18 protein-coding genes are annotated in these 17,950 nt (G+C 64.3%); 5 read left to right on the forward strand and 13 right to left on the reverse strand.

Annotated elements, in window-relative coordinates:
• Positions 1-380 precede the first annotated feature (380 nt).
• The 3 genes from AB1634_11970 to AB1634_11980 are packed head-to-tail and all read left to right on the forward strand — an operon-like array spanning position 381 to position 1,732.
• Positions 381-1,037 carry an RHS repeat domain-containing protein gene (locus AB1634_11970; GenBank protein ID MEW6220233.1) on the forward strand — a complete coding sequence of 219 codons (657 nt, stop codon included), beginning with the start codon at positions 381-383 and terminating at the stop codon, positions 1,035-1,037.
• 48 nt (positions 1,038-1,085) lie between these two features.
• Positions 1,086-1,331 carry a type II toxin-antitoxin system Phd/YefM family antitoxin gene (locus AB1634_11975; protein MEW6220234.1) on the forward strand — a complete coding sequence of 82 codons (246 nt, stop codon included), beginning with the start codon at positions 1,086-1,088 and terminating at the stop codon, positions 1,329-1,331.
• Positions 1,328-1,732 carry a type II toxin-antitoxin system VapC family toxin gene (locus tag AB1634_11980; protein ID MEW6220235.1) on the forward strand — a complete coding sequence of 135 codons (405 nt, stop codon included), beginning with the start codon at positions 1,328-1,330 and terminating at the stop codon, positions 1,730-1,732. Before AB1634_11975 ends, AB1634_11980 begins: the two co-directional genes overlap by 4 nt.
• Before the next feature lie 92 nt (positions 1,733-1,824).
• Here the strand turns inward: AB1634_11980 and AB1634_11985 are convergent, their stop codons facing one another.
• From AB1634_11985 to AB1634_12045, 13 genes are all read right to left on the reverse strand, one after another.
• On the reverse strand, positions 1,825-2,553 hold the full coding sequence (locus AB1634_11985; GenBank protein ID MEW6220236.1) for a hypothetical protein: 729 nt from the start codon (positions 2,551-2,553) through the stop codon (positions 1,825-1,827).
• Positions 2,554-3,131: 578 nt separating this feature from the next.
• The gene (locus AB1634_11990) at positions 3,132-3,374 is read right to left on the reverse strand and encodes a hypothetical protein (GenBank protein MEW6220237.1); all 243 of its coding nucleotides are present in this window, start codon (positions 3,372-3,374) and stop codon (positions 3,132-3,134) included.
• Position 3,375: 1 nt separating this feature from the next.
• Positions 3,376-3,990, reverse strand: coding sequence for a P-loop NTPase (locus tag AB1634_11995; protein ID MEW6220238.1), 615 nt, complete (start codon positions 3,988-3,990; stop codon positions 3,376-3,378).
• Positions 3,987-5,306, reverse strand: a complete 1,320-nt coding sequence (locus AB1634_12000; protein MEW6220239.1) for an ATP-binding protein — start codon at positions 5,304-5,306, stop codon at positions 3,987-3,989. The genes AB1634_11995 and AB1634_12000 overlap by 4 nt, the downstream gene beginning before the upstream one ends.
• A gap of 109 nt (positions 5,307-5,415) precedes the next feature.
• Entirely contained in the window at positions 5,416-6,531 is a 1,116-nt protein-coding gene (locus AB1634_12005; GenBank protein ID MEW6220240.1) for an NADH:flavin oxidoreductase, read from the reverse strand.
• A gap of 239 nt (positions 6,532-6,770) precedes the next feature.
• Positions 6,771-7,856 (reverse strand): ACR3 family arsenite efflux transporter, encoded by a 1,086-nt coding sequence (gene arsB, locus AB1634_12010; GenBank protein MEW6220241.1) that lies wholly within the window; start codon positions 7,854-7,856, stop codon positions 6,771-6,773.
• Positions 7,857-7,901: 45 nt separating this feature from the next.
• Positions 7,902-8,609, reverse strand: a complete 708-nt coding sequence (locus AB1634_12015) for a cytochrome c biogenesis protein CcdA (protein MEW6220242.1) — start codon at positions 8,607-8,609, stop codon at positions 7,902-7,904.
• Positions 8,606-9,004, reverse strand: coding sequence for a thioredoxin family protein (locus AB1634_12020; protein ID MEW6220243.1), 399 nt, complete (start codon positions 9,002-9,004; stop codon positions 8,606-8,608). The genes AB1634_12015 and AB1634_12020 overlap by 4 nt, the downstream gene beginning before the upstream one ends.
• A 114-nt stretch (positions 9,005-9,118) precedes the next feature.
• The gene (locus AB1634_12025; protein ID MEW6220244.1) at positions 9,119-9,349 is read right to left on the reverse strand and encodes a thioredoxin family protein; all 231 of its coding nucleotides are present in this window, start codon (positions 9,347-9,349) and stop codon (positions 9,119-9,121) included.
• 15 nt (positions 9,350-9,364) lie between these two features.
• Complete coding sequence (locus AB1634_12030; protein MEW6220245.1) at positions 9,365-10,663, reverse strand: permease; 1,299 nt, start codon at positions 10,661-10,663, stop codon at positions 9,365-9,367.
• A 26-nt stretch (positions 10,664-10,689) separates the two neighbouring features.
• Positions 10,690-11,037: a metalloregulator ArsR/SmtB family transcription factor gene (locus AB1634_12035; GenBank protein ID MEW6220246.1), complete on the reverse strand. Its 348-nt coding sequence runs from the start codon at positions 11,035-11,037 to the stop codon at positions 10,690-10,692.
• 139 nt (positions 11,038-11,176) lie between these two features.
• The gene (locus tag AB1634_12040; protein MEW6220247.1) at positions 11,177-12,202 is read right to left on the reverse strand and encodes a M28 family peptidase; all 1,026 of its coding nucleotides are present in this window, start codon (positions 12,200-12,202) and stop codon (positions 11,177-11,179) included.
• Complete coding sequence (locus AB1634_12045) at positions 12,203-14,398, reverse strand: glycoside hydrolase family 3 N-terminal domain-containing protein (GenBank protein ID MEW6220248.1); 2,196 nt, start codon at positions 14,396-14,398, stop codon at positions 12,203-12,205.
• A gap of 618 nt (positions 14,399-15,016) precedes the next feature.
• Between AB1634_12045 and AB1634_12050 the strand changes: the two genes are divergently transcribed.
• Positions 15,017-16,705, forward strand: a complete 1,689-nt coding sequence (locus tag AB1634_12050) for an SbmA/BacA-like family transporter (protein ID MEW6220249.1) — start codon at positions 15,017-15,019, stop codon at positions 16,703-16,705.
• A 24-nt stretch (positions 16,706-16,729) separates the two neighbouring features.
• Positions 16,730-17,923, forward strand: a complete 1,194-nt coding sequence (locus tag AB1634_12055; GenBank protein ID MEW6220250.1) for a glycoside hydrolase family 5 protein — start codon at positions 16,730-16,732, stop codon at positions 17,921-17,923.
• The last annotated feature ends 27 nt before the right edge of the window (positions 17,924-17,950 follow it).

Here is a 17,950-nt window from a genome sequence, read left to right on the forward strand (position 1 = left end):
TGGCCCCGCGGCTGTCCCGGATCACCAGCTCGTATCCGGCGATGCGGCGGCGCAGGGCTTCGGCGTGCTCCAGGGCGGCCGCCAAGCCGGCGCCGGGAAGGACCACCGCGAACTCCTCCCCCCCGTAACGGTAATCCGGGACGTTGGTGTGGAGAGTGCTTGGGCGTGCCCGATCATGGATGGTGAGCGCAGTGAGGAACGTAGGGGACGTTCGTGCTGAAAGTGCTTAACGGACGGCCACACGAATCGCGTTGCAACCAAGCGCCGGCGGCCGTACCCCCGACTCGCGGCTGGTCGATCAGACCGGCCGGGCCCGGTACTTCTGCGAGGGCTCAGCCAGACCTCTTCCGGAGCGCCTGGGGGGGGAGCGGAGCCGGTGGTTGGACTCAAAGTCCGGCTGGGCCTGGCAGCGCCGGGAGGGCTCGCGGCTGGTCTTTGATGCCAACGGCCGGCTGCAGCGCCGGGAGGACGGGGCCGGCAACCAGCAGATCCTGCATTACGATTGGAAGGACCGCCTGACCTCGGTGACCGATGTGGCCAGCAGCCGCGCTCTGACCTTCGGCTACCACCCTGGCAGCAAGCTCCTGGCCTCCATCCCGGGGCCAGCCACCGCAGCGGTCGGCGCCGGTAAATGGGTCTCCTACACCTACGACGGCCTGGGCAACTGCCAGACCGTCACTTGTGCGGACGGCGCCGGCTTCACCTCCACCTACGCCGATCCCTCTGCCCCCCACAACCCCACCGCGGTCCACGACCGGGCCGGCGCCCTTGTCCAGACCTGGGCCTACGGCAGCCAGGATCGGGCCACCGCCCATGGCAGCAGTCCTGACGACGGCCTGGGCGCCGCCTATCCCAGCCCGAGCGGGGTTGCGGTCACCGACCGCTACGGGATCCTGCGCACCCGAAGCCCCTTCCCTATGGCCCAGGCTCAAGGGGGGAATGCCCGAACCCTGTCCCCGGAGGCGACATGTCAAGCACCCTCAGCACGAACCCCTCTTTTGCGTTTTCCCTTGTCGATACGCTCGCCAGCCAAGTAGACTCAACTTGGTTCACTTGAGCAGGAAGACCAGTCATGAGGCTCAGTTATGAGGACGATCAACATCCATGAAGCGAAAACCCATCTTTCCAGGATTGCCGAAGAGGTGGCGGCCGGCGAGGAGATCATCGTCGCCAAGGCCAATCGTCCTGTCATGCGCCTTTGCCCCATCGAACCCAGGGCGAAGCCCCGGGTGATCGGGATTCTGAAGGGCAAGATCCACCTCTCGGCTGATTTCGACGCCCCACTGCCGGATGACGTGCTGGAAGTCTTCGAAGGGAAATCCACGCTGTGAGGGTCCTTCTCGATACCCATATCCTCCTTTGGTGCCTCGCCGGGGAGCCACCTCTCCCCGCCAGTATCCTCACCGTTATCCAGAATGCCACCGAGGTCCATGCCAGCGTCGCAAGCCTCTGGGAAATCGCCATCAAGCATTCGATTGGCAAGCTCGTCTTGGACCTGCCAATAGAGGATCTCGTTGCCGCCATCGAAAAGAGCGGTTTCGAGATCCTGTCCGTCAAGGCTGAACATGCCATCACGGTTCCAACCCTTCCCTTCTTACACCGTGATCCGTTCGACCGGATGCTGATTGCCCAGAGCATGGCAGAGCCGCTCCGCCTCCTGACGTGCGACAAGGCCCTCGCCCCATACGGCGGAACCGTTCTCCTTTGCCAAGGCCCGCGGTCCACTTCGTGATGACCTGGGTTCCAGTGCCGGACGGTTGGCCGTCCGGATCCGGGTGGTGGCCGGCCGAGCCCACCGGACGCCTGAACGGGCCGTGCCACCGCTTAGCGGATCGGCTTCACCCCCCCTTTGCGTCCCAGGCCAAAGCCGACCCGGTAGACGTCCGGCATGTTCAGCCGGCCATCGTGCATCTGGCTGAAGAAGGCCAAGTCCAGCAGGTCCTCCCGGAGGCCCAGGGGTCCTCGATCCAGGCGGCGCGGCAGCAGGGCCGCTGCTGCCTCGGCCTCCCGCTCGATGGCAGCCTCCACCCCAGCCTCATCCCACCGTTTCCGGATCTCCTCAAAGCCACAGGGGATGACAAGGCCCCGGAGTGCGTCCATCAGGGTGGCGACCCAGAAGAAGTCCTCACGGACCTCCGCCACCCGGATCTGGGAGGCCTTTTGTACCCCCTTTTTGATGGCTTCGTAATGGAGGGCAAGATCGCCGCCCTGGGCCGGGGTCTGCTCCGCCGCCGTCCGGATGGCCGCCAGGAAGCTCCGGGGGCTCACCTGGTCCCGGGCATCAGCCAAATGGTTGGGCAGCCAGGTGTAGGGAAAGCCACGACGCTTGTCCCGGCCCATCCACTCGCCGGCGATGGCATGGAAGACCAGCCGCTGCAGCTCGTCATCGTCGCGGAGCCGCTTCGGGGGTGGCCAGATGCCTTCGATCCCGTCCCACGGCTCCCCGGTCATCCGGGTGCAGGCGGCACGGAAGTCGGTCCCGAGGCTGGGGGCATTGCCGAGCCGCTGCCAGAGGAGGTTGTACAGATCGGTTCGCTCCCACTTAAGGTCCACCCGGTTGGGGGATAGTCCTGCGGCCTTTCCGCCTCGCCGAACCCGGGGCTCACCTGCGAGACCTTGCGGAGGGCGGCTGCAGGCAACGCCGCCTCAACAATGCGGCGATGCGGCTCTTCCTGGAGCGCCGCCCACCAGACGCTCTTCCCGGCCCCGCGAATGCCGACCACCAGGGGGTGGTCCGGCGACAGGGCCCGGGCATGCCGGCTTGGCACGCACAAGTACCCTGGCTCAGGGGGCCTGCCGTAGGACGACGTCTCCACATCGAGCCCTTCGAGAATCATCGCCTCGCGGGTGCGTGACGGGTCGAATGGCGAAGCTGTTGCGCTCATGGGATGGGCTCCCCGAACAGCATGCGGCTGGTTTCGCGGACGAAGGTGCCAAAGGCGGCGAAGATCTGCTCCTCGGTGAGGGCGCCCGGGCGGCGCACCGGATCGAGCTCCTGCAGGGATCGGGACCAGTTGATGCGCAACGGGGAGTGGGGCGCGCTCGAATCCTGCAGGTCGAAGCTGTAGTCGGCCTGTTCGCCCCGGCGGCGCCTCTTCGTACAGGTACTCTTCGAACAGCTTGTAGGCGTTCTACTGGATTCCCTCCATATAGGCCACGGTGTCCGTCTCCGGCACCTGCGCTGCCACCAGCCGCAGGCTGTCGCGGAAGGCGCGAGCCCGGTCGCAGTGCTGGCTCCAGTGGGAGAAGAGGGCGGCGTAGGCGCTCCAGGTTTGCGCCGTGTTGGCGGCGAAGAGAAGGCTCAGGGCATTCAGCCGCGTTACGGATACCGCCGCGATGTCATGCATCCCGGCGCGGCTGTCCAGGATGGTCAAGTCAGGGGCGAGCTCCTTCTCGATCGCCAGAAGAAGTCGGTGGAGTCGGTCGGCGAAGTCGGTGCTGCCTGCCCGGTGTGCCGACCTCGGCATAGGCGCGGGCCAGCTTGGGCAGGTACGAATATCCCGGCCGTGGCCGGCCTCCTGCCGCGAAGACCAGGATCTCACCCGGCCCGCTCACCAGGGGGCTGAAGCCGACCATGTCGTGGAGAAGCCTGGGGTCAGCCTGCCCCACCGCGTCTTCCACAAACCAGTCCACGATGCCGAAGTCGGGCGTCTGGTCTGGCGAAAGAAGCGTGGTGCCCACGCCCGGCGATTCCAGATCCAGGTCGATGATCACGATCCTCTTCCCGGCCTGCGCCAAACGCCAGGCCAGGACCGCGCCCGCTGTCGATCGTCCCACCCCGCCCTTGATGCCGAACAGGACCAGACGATTGGCGGGTGCCTCTGCGAAGGGTGGCCGCAGCCAGTCGGCGCCGATCAGACTGCGGTCCAGGACCCGGAGGCAGAAGGGTTCTGCCCCGCAGGCTCCAAGGGGGCTCAGGTAGACGGTGGCGCCCCGCCCGTGCAGGAATGTCTGGTACTCCTGCCAGAGCCGGTCGATTCTGCCGGTCACATCTCTTCCAGCAGCCAGCGGGCGGCGGGCATCCAGGTCAGACCCTGTGGCAGCGGGTGCCGTGGCGGGACCGCGTCCAGGGTCACCAGAACGGCCTGGGCACCGGGGAAGGCCGGGGCCGCGGCGGCCAGGGCTCGCAGCTCGCGTTTCCAGGTTTCGTCGCCCTCGCTCTCCCAGCATGCCTGCACCAGGAGAGGAGGGTCGCCGGGGCGCTGGGCCAGGAAGTCCACCTCATAGCCCTCCGCGGTACGGACGTAGGCCACCTCGAAGCCGCGCCGCTCCAGCTCGATGAGGATAGCGGTTTCCAGGGCCCGGCCGTGCTGGGTGCGGCCGCTGCGCTCGAAGAGCGCAATCAGGCCGGGGTCGACGGGGTAGGCCTTGCGGGGGTTCACCATGCGCTGGCGCTCGGAGGCGCTGTGCATGGCCACGGTGCGCACGAGAAAGGCGTCCTCCAGATGGGAGAGATACCCGTGCAAGGTGTCCTTGCCCACCGCCACGCCCTGGGAGCGCAAGGTGTCGTAGTGCTTCTTCACCGAGAACGATCCGCCCGGGTTGGCCAGAAGCTGGCGCTCGATCCAGCGCAGGGCCAGCGGATTCGTCACCCCATGACGCTCGATGACATCCCGCAGGACCACCACATCCACATACCCGGCCAGGAGCGCCGCCCGGTCCCGGGGCGCGGCGCCCTGGGCCTCGGGGAATCCGCCCTCGGTCAGGTAGCGCCGCAACCGCTGGTCAAGGGCTGCCCGCTCGGCGGCCCCCAGACGCTCCACCGGCCCGGCCGGCTCGGCGCCGGCGTGGCGCAAGGCCTCGCGGAAGCTGAACGGGTGAACGATCACCTCCATGGCGCGGCCGCGCAGGCTCGTCGCCACCTCCCGGGAGAGGAGCCGCGCCGACGATCCCGCCAGGAACACCTCGATGCCGCCCTGGTCCATGAGCCGGCGCACCAGCCCCTCCCAGCCGGGCACGGTCTGCACCTCGTCCAGGTAAAGGGTCAGGCCGCCGGCCGGGTAGAGGCCCGGCAACTGCCGGCCGTGCTCGTCCAGCAGCCAACCCAGGTCGGCTACCGATATGCCGGCCAGCCGCTCGTCTTCGAGGGAGAGCAGGAGCTGTGATTCCCGAACACGTCCGGCGACAAACCGTTCGGCCCGGCACTGGGCCAGGAACGAGGTCTTGCCCGCCCGCCGTACGCCGATCACGGCGAGCGCCTTGCCGGCGACACCGGGCAGCCGCACGTCGCGCCGGGTCAGGGCAGGCGGCTCCCCCGCCAGGGATTCGGCCAGCTTCAGTCGTAGCAGATCGTGGGAGATTGTCATTGGCGCAAGGACAATATGTGCAATTTTTGTCCTTCATGCGATGACAAATTGGCTGGCGCGAGCTTGCGCCGGAACCGCGCGTCGAAGGAATCGGGGGCTCGGTGGGGATCTATCCCTTCTTCTGGCCTTGCTGGCGCTCCTGGATGCAGGCGATGCCGCCCTCCTTGAGCCCGGGACCGAAGCAGCCGTTGCAGGAGATGCAGCGGGCTGGCGCGTGGTCTCCGGACTGCCAGCGGCGGGCCAAGTCTGGCTCGCGGATGAAAGGGCGCGCCAGGCTCACGTAGTCGATGCCCTCCCGCTCGATGGCCCGGGCCACCACGTCGTAAGAACGGAAGCCCCCCACCACCATCACCGGGCAGCGGACCCTTTCCTTCACCGCCCGGGCCAGATCCAGGTGATACGCCTCCTGGCCGGGCTCGAGGATGTCGGTGCGCACCGGGATCATCATCCCCGAGGCCGGGGTGCCGCCGCTCACCTCGATGGCGTCGATGCCGGCCTGGTCGAGGAGTCCGGCCACGGCCACGGCATCGGCCAGCTCCAGGCCGCCGGGCAGGAAATCGGCGCCATTGAGCTTCACCAGCACCGGAAAGCCCGGCCCCACGGATTGCCGGATCGCGGCCAGCACCTCCAGGAGGAAGCGCGCCCGGTGGTCGATGCTGCCGCCATAGGCGTCGGTACGGCGGTTGGTGAGGGGGGAGAGGAACTGGCAGGCCAGGTAACCGTGGGCGGCATGGATCTGCACGGCATCGGCGCCGGCCTCTTTGGCCCGGCCCGCGGCAGCGCCGAAGGCCGCCACCACCTGCCGGATGTCGTCCTCGCCCATGGCCCGGGGCGTCTCCGGGAACTGATCCACCTTGACTGCGGAGGGCGCTATGGGCTGGCTGCCAGCCATCTGCGCTCTGGTCTGGCCACCGGCATGGACCAGCTGGATGCACAGGCGGCCGCCCTCGCCATGCACTGCCTCGACCACGCGGCCAAGGTCGCCGATGAAGCCGCCGGTATGGAGGCCCATCTTGCCGGGCAGCTGCTTGCCGTCCGGCCGGACGAAGGTGTAGCCGGAGATGATGAGGCCGACGCTGCCCCGGGCCAGATCCCGGTAACAGTCGGCGAGCCGGGCTGTGGGCCGGCCATCCGGGTCGCACATCCCCTCCCAGGTGGCGGAGCGGACCAGGCGGTTGGCCAGGGTCATGCCGTTTACGGTGGTGGCTTCGAAGATGCTGGCCATGGGAGCCTCCTGTTCGTCCCGGGTGAACGCTGCCGCGGCTGGATGCCATGGGGCGGGGGTGCCCTGCGGCCGGCTGCCGGCCATTATGGCACGAGGACGGCCCGGGCGTCACCCCGTCTCGATGGCTGCTGCTTGGCCCACCAAGCAGGTCGGTCCATGATTCCTGCTCCTCCGAAATCCCCACACCCCGTCAGAGCTTGAACCGGAATGGGCCGTGGTCCAGCCGGGAGAGCACCGGCTTACGGCTCGCAACTGACATGACAGACCCCGGTCGGAGTTTCCTTGGCGTAAGGGAAATATCTTTTCTTGAACCGGAAAGCGACGTTCACCAGGCTGATCAGGACTGGCACCTCGACCAGGGGGCCGATCACCGCGGCGAAGGCCTCGCCGGAGTCGATGCCGAAGACGGCGATGGCCACCGCGATGGCCAGCTCGAAGTTGTTGGAAGCGGCGGTGAAGGAAAGGGTGGTGGACTGCTCGTAGGTGGCGCCGACCTGCCGCGACATGAAGAAGGAGATCAGGAACATGACCAGGAAATAGACGGTGAGCGGGATGGCGATGCGCACCACGTCACGGGGCAGCTGCACGATATATTCGCCTTTGAGGGAGAACATGACCAGGATGGTGAAGAGCAGAAAGACAAGGGTCAGCGGGCTGAGCCGGGGGATGAGTTTTTCCTGGTACCACTGCTCCCCCTTGGCCTTTATCCCGATGAACCGGGTCAACATGCCGGCGATGAAGGGGATGCCGAGGTAGATGAAGACACTTTCCGCGATCTGGCGCATGGAGATATCGACTACCGCGCCCTCCATCCCCAGCCAGGCGGGAAGCCTGGTGATGAAAAACCAGGCGTAGACCGAGAAAAACAGCACCTGGAAAATCGAATTGAAGGCCACGAGCCCGGCGCAGTACTCGGTGTCGCCCTCCGCAAGGTCGTTCCAGACGATGACCATGGCGATGCAGCGGGCAAGGCCGATCAGAATCAGGCCTACCATGTATTCGTGCTGGCCGGAGAGAAAAGCGACGGCCAGGCCGAACATCAGCACCGGCCCGACGATCCAGTTCTGCACCAGCGAGAGGGCGAGGACCCTGAAGTTGCGGAAGACTTGGTGCAGTTTTTCATATCTCACCTTGGCCAGCGGCGGGTACATCATCAGGATCAGGCCGATGGCGATCGGGATGTTGGTGGTGCCGACCTGAAAGGCGTTGATCACCTCCTTGATTCCTGGCGCCAGATACCCGGCCATGACGCCCATGAACATGGCCAGGAAGATCCACAGGGTCAGGAAGCGGTCAAGAAAGGACAAGGTTCTGGCTCGCGGCATGGTTTTCTCCCGGCTATTTTTCGCAGGCATCCGTCTCTCCATTGGTCAGTTGCCCGTGAAAGGCAAGAGGACAAAGTAGACACCCAGGCCGGCGATCACCGCTGCCGCCACCTTGCGGCCGCCGGCCACGGCTTGCCGGCCGGCGCGGCTGTGCAGCAGCTCCATGGTGCGGGCGCTGCACATGCCGCAGACCGCGAGCGGCAGACAGTGGCCGGCGGCGAACAGCACCAGCATGATGCCGCCGAAGGCGATTTCCTGGTGCAGGGTGATCAGGCCCAGGATCGGGGCGAGAAATCCGAAGGTGCAGACCCCGGACAGGACGCCGTAGGCGAGCCCCAGGATGAAGGCGCCCCTCGCTCCCTGAACGTGAAGGCGGCTGAGCACGTTGCCGGTGGCGGAGCATTGCGGCGGCTGGAACAGGGTCCAGGCCACCCAGAGAAGCAGCCCGCCCACCGCCACCTGCCACCAGGGGCCGACATCACCCAGCAGGCGGCCGGCGGCGGCGCAGATCAGGCCGACGGCCATGATGGTGACAAAGAGGCCACAGGCAAAGAGAACCGCATAGCGGGCCGCCTGGAGCGGGGCGGGAATCATCCTTTGCCCGGCCACATAGGCGATGAGCAGCGGAATGGAAGCCAGGTGACAGGGGCTCAGGAGAATGCTGATCATGCCCCAGAGAAAGGCAGCGGGCAGGGCGGCGCCCGGGCTGGCTTGCAGCCAGGCGGTCACGCTGACCAGGAAGGCATCCATCATGGCTGCGCCAGGAGCGCTTCCAGCTTGGCGGCAATGGAAGCCTTGTCAAAAAAGCCGACATGCCGGAAGGCCTCCTTGCCGTGCCGGTCGAAGAAGATCTGGGTGGGGATGGTCGTAACCTTGAAGGCCTTGGCCTTGCCGGCATTGGCCTGGTCCCAGACATCGATAAAGACGACCGCGGCCCTGCCCTGGTACTCCGCCTTCAGCTCCTCCAGAATCGGCGCCATCATCTTGCAGGGGACGCAGGTCTTGGCGCCAAGGTCCACCATGGTAACGGTGCCCTGGACCGGCAGGCCTGGCACGATCTCATCGGCGGCGGCCATGCCGGCGGCCCCGCCGCAGATGGCGACGAGGAGCATCAACATCAGGAAAGCGGGCAGCAGCGTCTTCATCATCAGTCTCCTGGAGCGGCAGTGGCATCCGGGCGCGGCGGGTGCTGCCGCGACGGTGGCTGTCGGGTCCGTGCCGGCGGCCGGCCATCAGGCTCCTGGCCTCGGCCTTCGGTCTGGTCAGGCAATCCAGGCCAGCACGTCCTTTTTGGTCGGCACCCTGCCGGCGCATTTGACCTGCCCGTCGATGACCACCGCCGGCGTGGAGAACACGCCGAGCTGGGCGATCTCGTTGAAGTCGGAGATCTTGGCCACCGTGGCCTGCTTGCCGGCTTCCGCCAGTGTTTCGTTGACGAGCCTCTCCACTTCACGGCATTTCGGGCAGCCGGGGCCGCATATCGTGATTTCCATCCGCTTGCCTCCTGTTCAGAAGAATGTGCCGTAGATGACGCCGGTTACGGTTGCCATGACGATGACGAGGGAGACGAGCACGACGGTCTTTTTTGTACCCATGATGCTGCGGATGACCAGCATATTCGGCAGGCTCAAGGCCGGGCCGGCCAGCAGCAGCGCCAGGGCCGGTCCCTTGCCCATGCCGCTGCCGATCAGGCCTTGCAGGATCGGGACCTCGGTCAGGGTGGCGAAATACATGAAGGCGCCGGCAAGGGAGGCGAAGAAATTGGCCCACAACGAATTGCCGCCAACGGCGCGGCTGACCCATGCGGAAGGGATGAGCCCTTCATGGCCGGGACGGCCGAGCAGAAGCCCGGCAATGAGAACCCCGAACAGGAGCAGCGGCAGAATCTGCTTGGCGAAGCCCCAGGCTTCCCGGAGCCAGGCGCCGTTTTCGTCCTCCCGGCCGCTGGTGATCGCCGACAGGCCGATGACGCCGGCCACAAAGGCCAGGGTGGGGTGGCGGGAAAAAAGAAGCGCCAGCACGGCAACAGGTGCCGCGGCCAGGACCACCTGCTGCTTCGGCAGTCCATGCCAGAACATGAGCATCACGCCCAGGGCCAGGGAGAAGAGGCCGGTGAGCAGCCACTTGTTGGCGTGGATCAGGTGCCAGAGCCCGGCCTGCCGGTCCGGGCTGCCCCAGTTGGCGAAGACGAGAATACCGATCATCGCCGCAAGAAAAAGCGCATTCTGCCACAAGGGACGAGCGACCTCGGGCACGGGCATCAGGGCCTGCGCCTCGGCCTTGGCCAGCTCGTCCTTTCGGAAGAGGACATGCATGGCCAGCCCGATGACGACGCTGAAGAGGATGGCGCCCAGGGCCCGCGCCAGCCCCAGCTCCGGGCCAAGAACCCTGGCGGTGAGGACGATGGCCAGGATGTTGATGGCCGGCCCCGCATAGAGAAAAGCGGTCGCAGGGCCAAGGCCGGCCCCCATCCGGTAGATGCCGGCAAAGAGAGGCAAAATGGTGCAGGAGCAGACGGCCAGCACGGTTCCGGACACCGAGGCAACGCCGTAGGCCAGGACCTTGTTCGCCCTGGCGCCGAGGTATTTGAGCACCGACGCCTGGCTGACGAAAACAGCGATGGCGCCGGCAATGAAGAAGGCGGGCACCAGACAGAGCAGGACATGCTCCTGCGCATACCAGCGGACGAGATGGAGTGCCTCCAGGACCGCGCCCTCGAAACGGCTGTTCCCCATCGGCAGGGAATAGCAGCCGACAAAGCCCGCCACGATGCCAACCAGCGGCTTCCATTCCCGTTTCCAGTCCATGGTGCGGCAGCCTCCCGATTCTCCTGCTACCCGGCGGGGTTGATCAGGCGGCGATCGGCCTCGGCCAATCGGCCGGCCATGGCGCAGACCTCGGGATCGTCTTCCAGCCAGGCATCCAGATGCTGCACCATGGCGGCGGCGTACCCGGAAGCACCGTCCCGGGCCAGGCGGTAGTTGATCCACGACCCTTCTTTGCGGAAAGTCACCAGCCCGGCCTCCTCCAGCACCCGGAGATGCTTGGAGACGGTGGGCTGCGCCAGCCCGAGAAGGGCGGTCAGCTCGCAGACGCACAACTCCTTGCGGCCGAGCATCTTGACGATCTTGACCCGGCTTCCATCGGAGAGGGCCTTCATCACGCGCAGGAATTCTCTCATGAGACAGCCTCGACATATTGCTGAATGGCAATATGGTAAAATGGCGAATCTTGCATGTCAAGGGGATTGTGCTGCGCCCGGGCCGGGGATGGCACGTGGGGGGCCGGGGTCGGCGAAGGAGTATGCGTTGAGGTCGCTGTCAGGTCAGGGTCAGGAGCGCCCGGGCCAGGCCGGAGATCACCAGGCCCAGCCGGCGCAGATCCAGGGTGCCGGGGGTGTCCGAGGGCTGGTGGTAGTGGGGGTTGCGGAAAAAGGCAGTGTCGGTGAGCATCACGGCTTGATAGCCTTCCTGCCAGTACGACCGGTGGTCGGACAGCCCGATGCCGCCCCACCAGCCCGGCGCCACCAACGCCTCCACCGGCACCCCGGCCGAGCGCAGCCGGTGCTTGAGATCCCGCACCAGCCCGCTGCTGCCCAGGTTGCCCACCAGGGCGATGAAGTTGCCGGTATCCGGGTAGAAGGGCGCAAGGATCGGGCTGGGATAGTCCTGGGAGCCGGGGGCGTCGTTGAAAAAGCCGATACACTCCAGGGAGATCATGCCCCGGACCGGCACGCCTGCGGCCTTGAGTGCCCGGGCATGGGCGACGCTGCCCATGGCGTCGGTGGCGAAGAAGGGCGGCTCTTCCAGGCAATACGCCACCAGCTCCAGCTCCACCGCCAGGTCCTGCTCCCGGGGCTTGAGCAGATGGGCCAGCTCCAGGAGGCCGGCCACGCCGCTGGCATTGTCGTCGGCGCCCGGGGTGTTGCCGGCCACGTCGTAATGGGCGCCCACCACCAGCCGGGGGGCACCGGCCGGCCCCAGACGAGCGCTCAGATTCAGGTAGGTGCGACCGCCGGCCACGAAGGGCTGGTCGCAGACGGTGCAGCCGGCAACGGTGAGGCCATGGCGGATGAAGGCCGCGGCCTGCCCCAGAGAGGCCGGCTGGCGGAAGTTGCGGGGCGGGTCCAGGCCGGCCAGAAAGGCGATCGTCTCCCGGATCCGGCCGGTATCAGCGGCCAGCGGGACGGATGGCTCGGCGGCGCGGCCGGCAGCTGGCAGCATCATGGTCACGAGGCAGCACAGGAGGATGGCGGTCACCAGGGTGGTCTCGCCGAAGGCTGGTGGACCTCCCTTGATCTTCCCGGAGAGGCGGTGATCCGGCTCGGTCACGGATTCAGGACCCACCTACTCCCCCTGACCGATCACCACCCACCTGCCGTCCGGGGTGATCTCGAAGTCCGCGCCCAGATCGGTATTGCTGTCGCCGCCAACCCAGACCTGGAAACGGCCGGGCTCAAGGACCTCATGCCCATGGTCATCCAGATAGGAAAGCTCCTTCGGGCCGAGCCTGAACAGAATGGTTTTGATCTGGCCGGCCTCAAGAGAGACGCGCTCGAATCCTTTCAACTCCCTGACCGGGCGCGCGACATTGGCGACGACATCCCGCACGTAACATTGGGCGACGGTTGTCCCGGCCCGGTCGCCGGTGTTCGTCACCTGGACGGAAACGACGATTTCCGGTATTTGCGGATCCACAGTCGCAGTCAGATCGCCGTATGTGAAGGTCGTATACGACAAGCCGAAGCCGAACGGGAACAGCGGGGAATCGAGTGAGTCAACGTAACGGGAATGACGGCGGCTGCCCCCAGGCAACGGCCGGCCGGTGGAACGATGGTTGTAGTAAAGCGGGATCTGTCCCGTGGATCGCGGAAAGGTGATCGGCAGCCGCCCGGATGGATTCACATCCCCGAAAAGGACGTCGGTCACCCCCAGGCCGCCGGTAATGCCCGGATGCCAGGCGAACAGGACAGCATCGGCCCAGTCTATCAGCCGGGTGAGATTCAGCGGCCGGCCACCGAACACAACGGCGACGATCGGGATTTCCATGCGGCGGGCCGACTCTACCAGCGCCTCCTGGCCGGCGGGCAGATCGATGCTGGTCGTGCAGTTGTCCTCGCCGGAGCGGCCCTCCGATTCGCCGACAGCGAGGATCATCACATCGCTTGCCCGCGCCAGTTTCACGGCATCGTCGACCAGTTCAAAATGAAGGAGCCGGGTTTCGGCCCCCAGTCGGCCAGTGATGGCCTCTTTCAGTGTCGTCACCTCTTCATCCCGGCCGTCGATAGTCCAGCAGCCGAAGAGCTCCTTGCGCCGGTCGGCAAGCGGCCCACCCAGGCAGATGGTCAGATGGTCGGAACGGAGCGGCAGGACGCCGTTGTTTTTGAGCAGGACCATGCTGTCGGCGGCCAATCGGCGCATCACAGCAAGCGATTCAGGCAAGAGAGGGACAGCCTGTGCTGCATCCGGATCGGCATACGGGCTCTCGAAGAGACCGAGGGCGAACTTGATCCGCAGCACCCGGCGAACGGCATCGTCCAGACGTTCCCCGGAGACTTTGCCGGACTGGACCAGGTCGGGAAGGTTGTTCAGATACACCATCGAGCACATGTCCATATCCACCCCGGCACTACAGCCCAATTCGGCGGCCTGTTTGGCGTCGGCGGCAATGCCGTGGTTGGTCAATTCCCATACTGCCCCCCAGTCGGAAACGACAAAGCCGCCGAACCCCCATTTACCCTTCAGCACTTCGGTGAGCAGATACCGATGGGCGGAGAGCGGGATGCCGCCGATATCATGGAAGGCGCTCATCACGGTGCCGCACCCGGATTGGATCGCCGCCTTGAAGGTTGGCAGATAGACGTTGTGCAGCGTCTGCCGGGTGATTTCGGTGGTGTTGTAGTCGCGCCCGCCCTCCGCCGCGCCATAGCCGACATAATGCTTGGCGCAGGCAACAACGCGATCGGCAGGGAACCGCCCGGGGATCGCGTCCTGATCGTTGCCCTGAAAACCCCGCACCGCAGCTGCGGCCAGTTTCCCCGCCAGAAAGGGGTCTTCGCCGAATCCCTCGGCGACCCGCCCCCAGCGCGGGTCACGGGCGATATCCAGCATGGGCGAGAAGGCCCAATGGATACCATCGGCCCGCGCTTCTTTGGCGGCAATGGTGTTGGCGGCCTGCACCAGCTCGGGCGACCAGGCGGCGGCCATGCCGAGAGGAATAGGGGCGACGGTGCGATAGCCGTGAATCACATCCCGTCCGAAGATCAACGGGATTCCCAATCGGGATTCGGTGACCGCAATCTTCTGGACTTCGTTGTTGCGCCTGGCAAGAATCCGTTCCTGGGGGGTATTGCCGGCCGTGGAGCTGCCGGCCAGAAGATCGGAACCGACCTCACCCTGGCGAATCAGGTCATAATGTTCCGGGCCGAGGTTGAACCACTGATTGAGTTGCCCGGCTTTTTCTTTCAAGGTCATGCGGCCGAGCAGATCTTCGATACGCTCTGAAACGGTGAGCGCCGGGTCTTTGTATGCTGGAATGGTCATGGGAACAACTCCTTGCAGGGTTGTATTGAAAGCTCACGATGAATCTGCAGCCTTGCCGTACCGGAATGACGAGAGGGTTCATTGTTCGTTGCGGCCGGTTGCGAGCTTGGCGCCACCTCTCAACACCTTGCAGACAAGCCAGGATAATTTTCCCATATTGGATGTCGAGCTCTCAACCTGAATTATCGCATTTGAGCTTTTTCGTTCAACAAGATGCGGGATGGATATGATATGCGACCACAAGGAAGTCAGGCAGAGCGAAACAGGATGTCAGTCCATGTTACTGGCTGGAATTACACCACTTTTTGCGGCTTGGAAACGCAAACATTGATATGATACTCTGAATGGAGGAGGCCAGCAATTCCCGATGTCCTGGGGGCGGTGTCATCCCCTGTGACAGCCAGTGCCACCAGCAGATGCTGGCCGGCGCTCTGGTGCATCCGAACAAGAGGGCCATCCCCTTGTGCCCGGAGATGATCGTCCGCCAGGACGGAGTCACCAAAAACGATGATCCATCTGTTGATGAATGCTGAAGCCGATGCGGCCTGTGGCGCCGGATGTGGCCATCGTTCAGTTCAGCGGAGCGGCGTCATTCCACGCTTTGAGGCATAAATCCATATGCTTGAATCCAAACATTTTTTTGTCGAATTTCTTCGACTGGCCAAGCTGTTCTGGTGTTCGGATCGAAAGCTGAAAATTCGGGGTAGCACATTCGTCCTGGCGGCCCTGACCATCGGGCAAATGATCATGGCCGTGTTTATGACCAAGTGGAGTGCCGGGCTGTTCAACGCCCTGGAGCAGCATTCGATGAGAGGTCTCATGACTCAAGTCGGGATGCTGGCGATCCTCCTTGTCATCGACATGTCCCTGACCTCAACACATCTGGTCGTAAAGCGCAATCTGACGTTTTATTGGCGCGACTGGCTGACGGAACATGTCTATTCCCGCTGGATGAACGCCGGCAGTCAATATCTGATTTCCTTCTTGCCGGGCGAGCACGACAATCCGGATGGCCGGATCGCCGAAGACTGTCGGATCGCAACCGAGTCCGCGATCTCCTTGGGCCACTCGCTTTTTTACTGCATTCTTCTGCTGATCGGCTTTACGCAGGTGCTCTGGTCCCGTTCCGGGGTGGTGACCATCGACCTGGGATTTGTCCAGATCCCCATCCATGGGCATCTGGTCTGGATCGCCATCATCTACACGGCGTTGGCTTCCTGTCTTGGCTGGCTGGTAAACCGGCCCATTACCAGAACCACCGATGCCAAGCAGACGGCGGAAGCCCAGTTTCGCGCCGGTCTGCTGGAAGCGCACGAGAACAGCCAGGCCATTGCGCTGATTCATGCCGAGCCATACGAACGGCATCATTTCCATGAGCTCTTCCGCAAGATACGGGTGGTGTGGGACATGCAAACCATGGTGTGGAGAAATGTCCTGCTGTTCGGCTCCTTATATGGCGGCATCAACATGGTCTTTCCCATCCTGATTTCCGCTCCCCGCTATATCATGGGGCAAATTACGCTGGGCACTCTGATGCAATCCGCTCAAGCCTTTGGGCAAATGACTGGCGCCCTTTCCTGGCCGGTCAATACCGCGGGTGCGATCGCCGAGTGGCGCGCCTCGGTGGAACGTATCTTGAGTCTGCTCCAGGTGTTGGATACGTTGGAGAAGGAGCTTGCCCGTCCGGATCATTGGATCAAGGTAAAGACCGGCGAGCAACCGGTATTGGCCTTTCGCAATCTCACGATCACCAAATACGATGGGCGGGTATTGGCCCAGGGTATCGACATGGAGATCGGCAAGGGCGAGCATGTGCTGATCACCGGCAACACAGCCACCGGGGCAAAGCTGTTTCGCGCTATTGCCGGAATCCGGCCCTGGGGCAGCGGCGTCATCGAGCTCCCCAGCCAGGGCCGTCTTTTCTTCATGCCGGACCGGCCGCATCTGCCCACCGGTATCCTCCGTAACGCCATCTGTTATCCCTCCTCCCGCCGGATCTTCTCCAACGAACAGCTCGAGCAGGCAATGCGGTTGACAGGCCTTGAATATCTGATCGACCAACTCGATCAGAAAAATAACTGGGCTCAGACTCTGGCCAGGGAAGAACAACAACGGTTGGGTATGGTACGACTGCTGCTCAACCGGCCGGAATGGGTATTCCTGCAGGAGGCGTTCGGCTCCCTGGAGGCTGAGGAAGAGGAACGGATGCTTCGCCTGATCTGTGAGCAACTCCCCGAGGTCACGATCCTCGCGATTTCCCATATGCCCAACAGCGCCTCTTTCTATTCACGCCGTTTAGCCCTGTAATATTTTTTCTCTTGGAGACCTCCCATGGCTGACGCAACGGATTATAAACACGAGACCACACCCGTCATCCGGAAACTGCGCGGCGTTAATCTCGGCGGCTGGCTGGTGCTTGAAAAATGGATCACCCCCAGTCTGTTCGAAGGGCTGCAGGCCGTCGATGAGACGACGTACTGTGTCGAGCTGGGCGAGGCCGAGGCGACCCGACGCCTGCACCAGCACTGGAATACCTACATCACCCGCAAGGACTTTGCCTGGTTGCAACGTGCCGGCATCAATGCCGTCCGCCTGCCGGTCGGCCACTGGCTGTTCGGCAAGGGCTATCCCTATCATCCCAGCTACCGCGAGGCGCGCTACCCCTACGTGAAGGGGGGGCTTCGCATCGTCGACAAGGTCTTCCGCTGGGCCCGGGAGTTCGGTCTGGGGGTGATTCTCGACCTCCATGCCGCGCCGGGCTGCCAGAACGGCTTCGACAACGGCGGCATCGCGGGCGTTTGCGAATGGCATACCAGCGAGGAATACATCAGCTTCTCCCTGGATGTACTGGAGCGCCTGGCACAGCGTTACACCGCTCATCCGGCGCTGTACGGTATCCAGGTGCTCAACGAGCCGAGCTGGCAGATTTCCACCGACCTGCTGAAGCGTTTCACCGCCGACGCCTATCACCGCATCCGGCGCCATTGCCCGCCCGAGCAGGTAACGGTGGTTTTCCACGACGGTTTCCGCGACTGGCGGGAATACAAAGGCTTCCTCCAGGAGCCGGAGTGCCGCAACGTGGCCCTGGATATCCACCGCTATCAATGTTTCGACAAGAGCGACATCGATATGGACATCTTCGGCCATATTCGAAAGAGTGTTATGGATCTGCGCAGCGAGGCGGACGAGATCATCCGTGAGTCGGGCTATCAGGTTTACTGCGGCGAATGGAGCCTGGGAATGACTCTGAAGATGGTTGCCCTCTGGTCGGAACAGACGTTCAACCACGCGCTGAAGGACATGGACAAGTTTCAGATGTCGGCCGCCTATCGGGGTTTCGCCGCGGCCCAGCTGCTGAGCTTCGAAAAATACGCAGGTTGGTTCTTCTGGACCTATCGCACCGAGAGCAGACCGGAATGGTGCTATCGGGATTGCGTGGATCAGGGGCTCATTCCGGACATGGGCAAACCGAGGCAGTTCACACGAATACAAGTCCTTATGGAACAGGCAAAAAATGAACTGTGATCGGCGGAGGTTCCGCGATGATCAAGG

The sequence above is a fragment of the Thermodesulfobacteriota bacterium genome, assembly GCA_040755095.1.
Lineage (GTDB): Bacteria > Desulfobacterota > Desulfobulbia > Desulfobulbales > JBFMBH01 > JBFMBH01.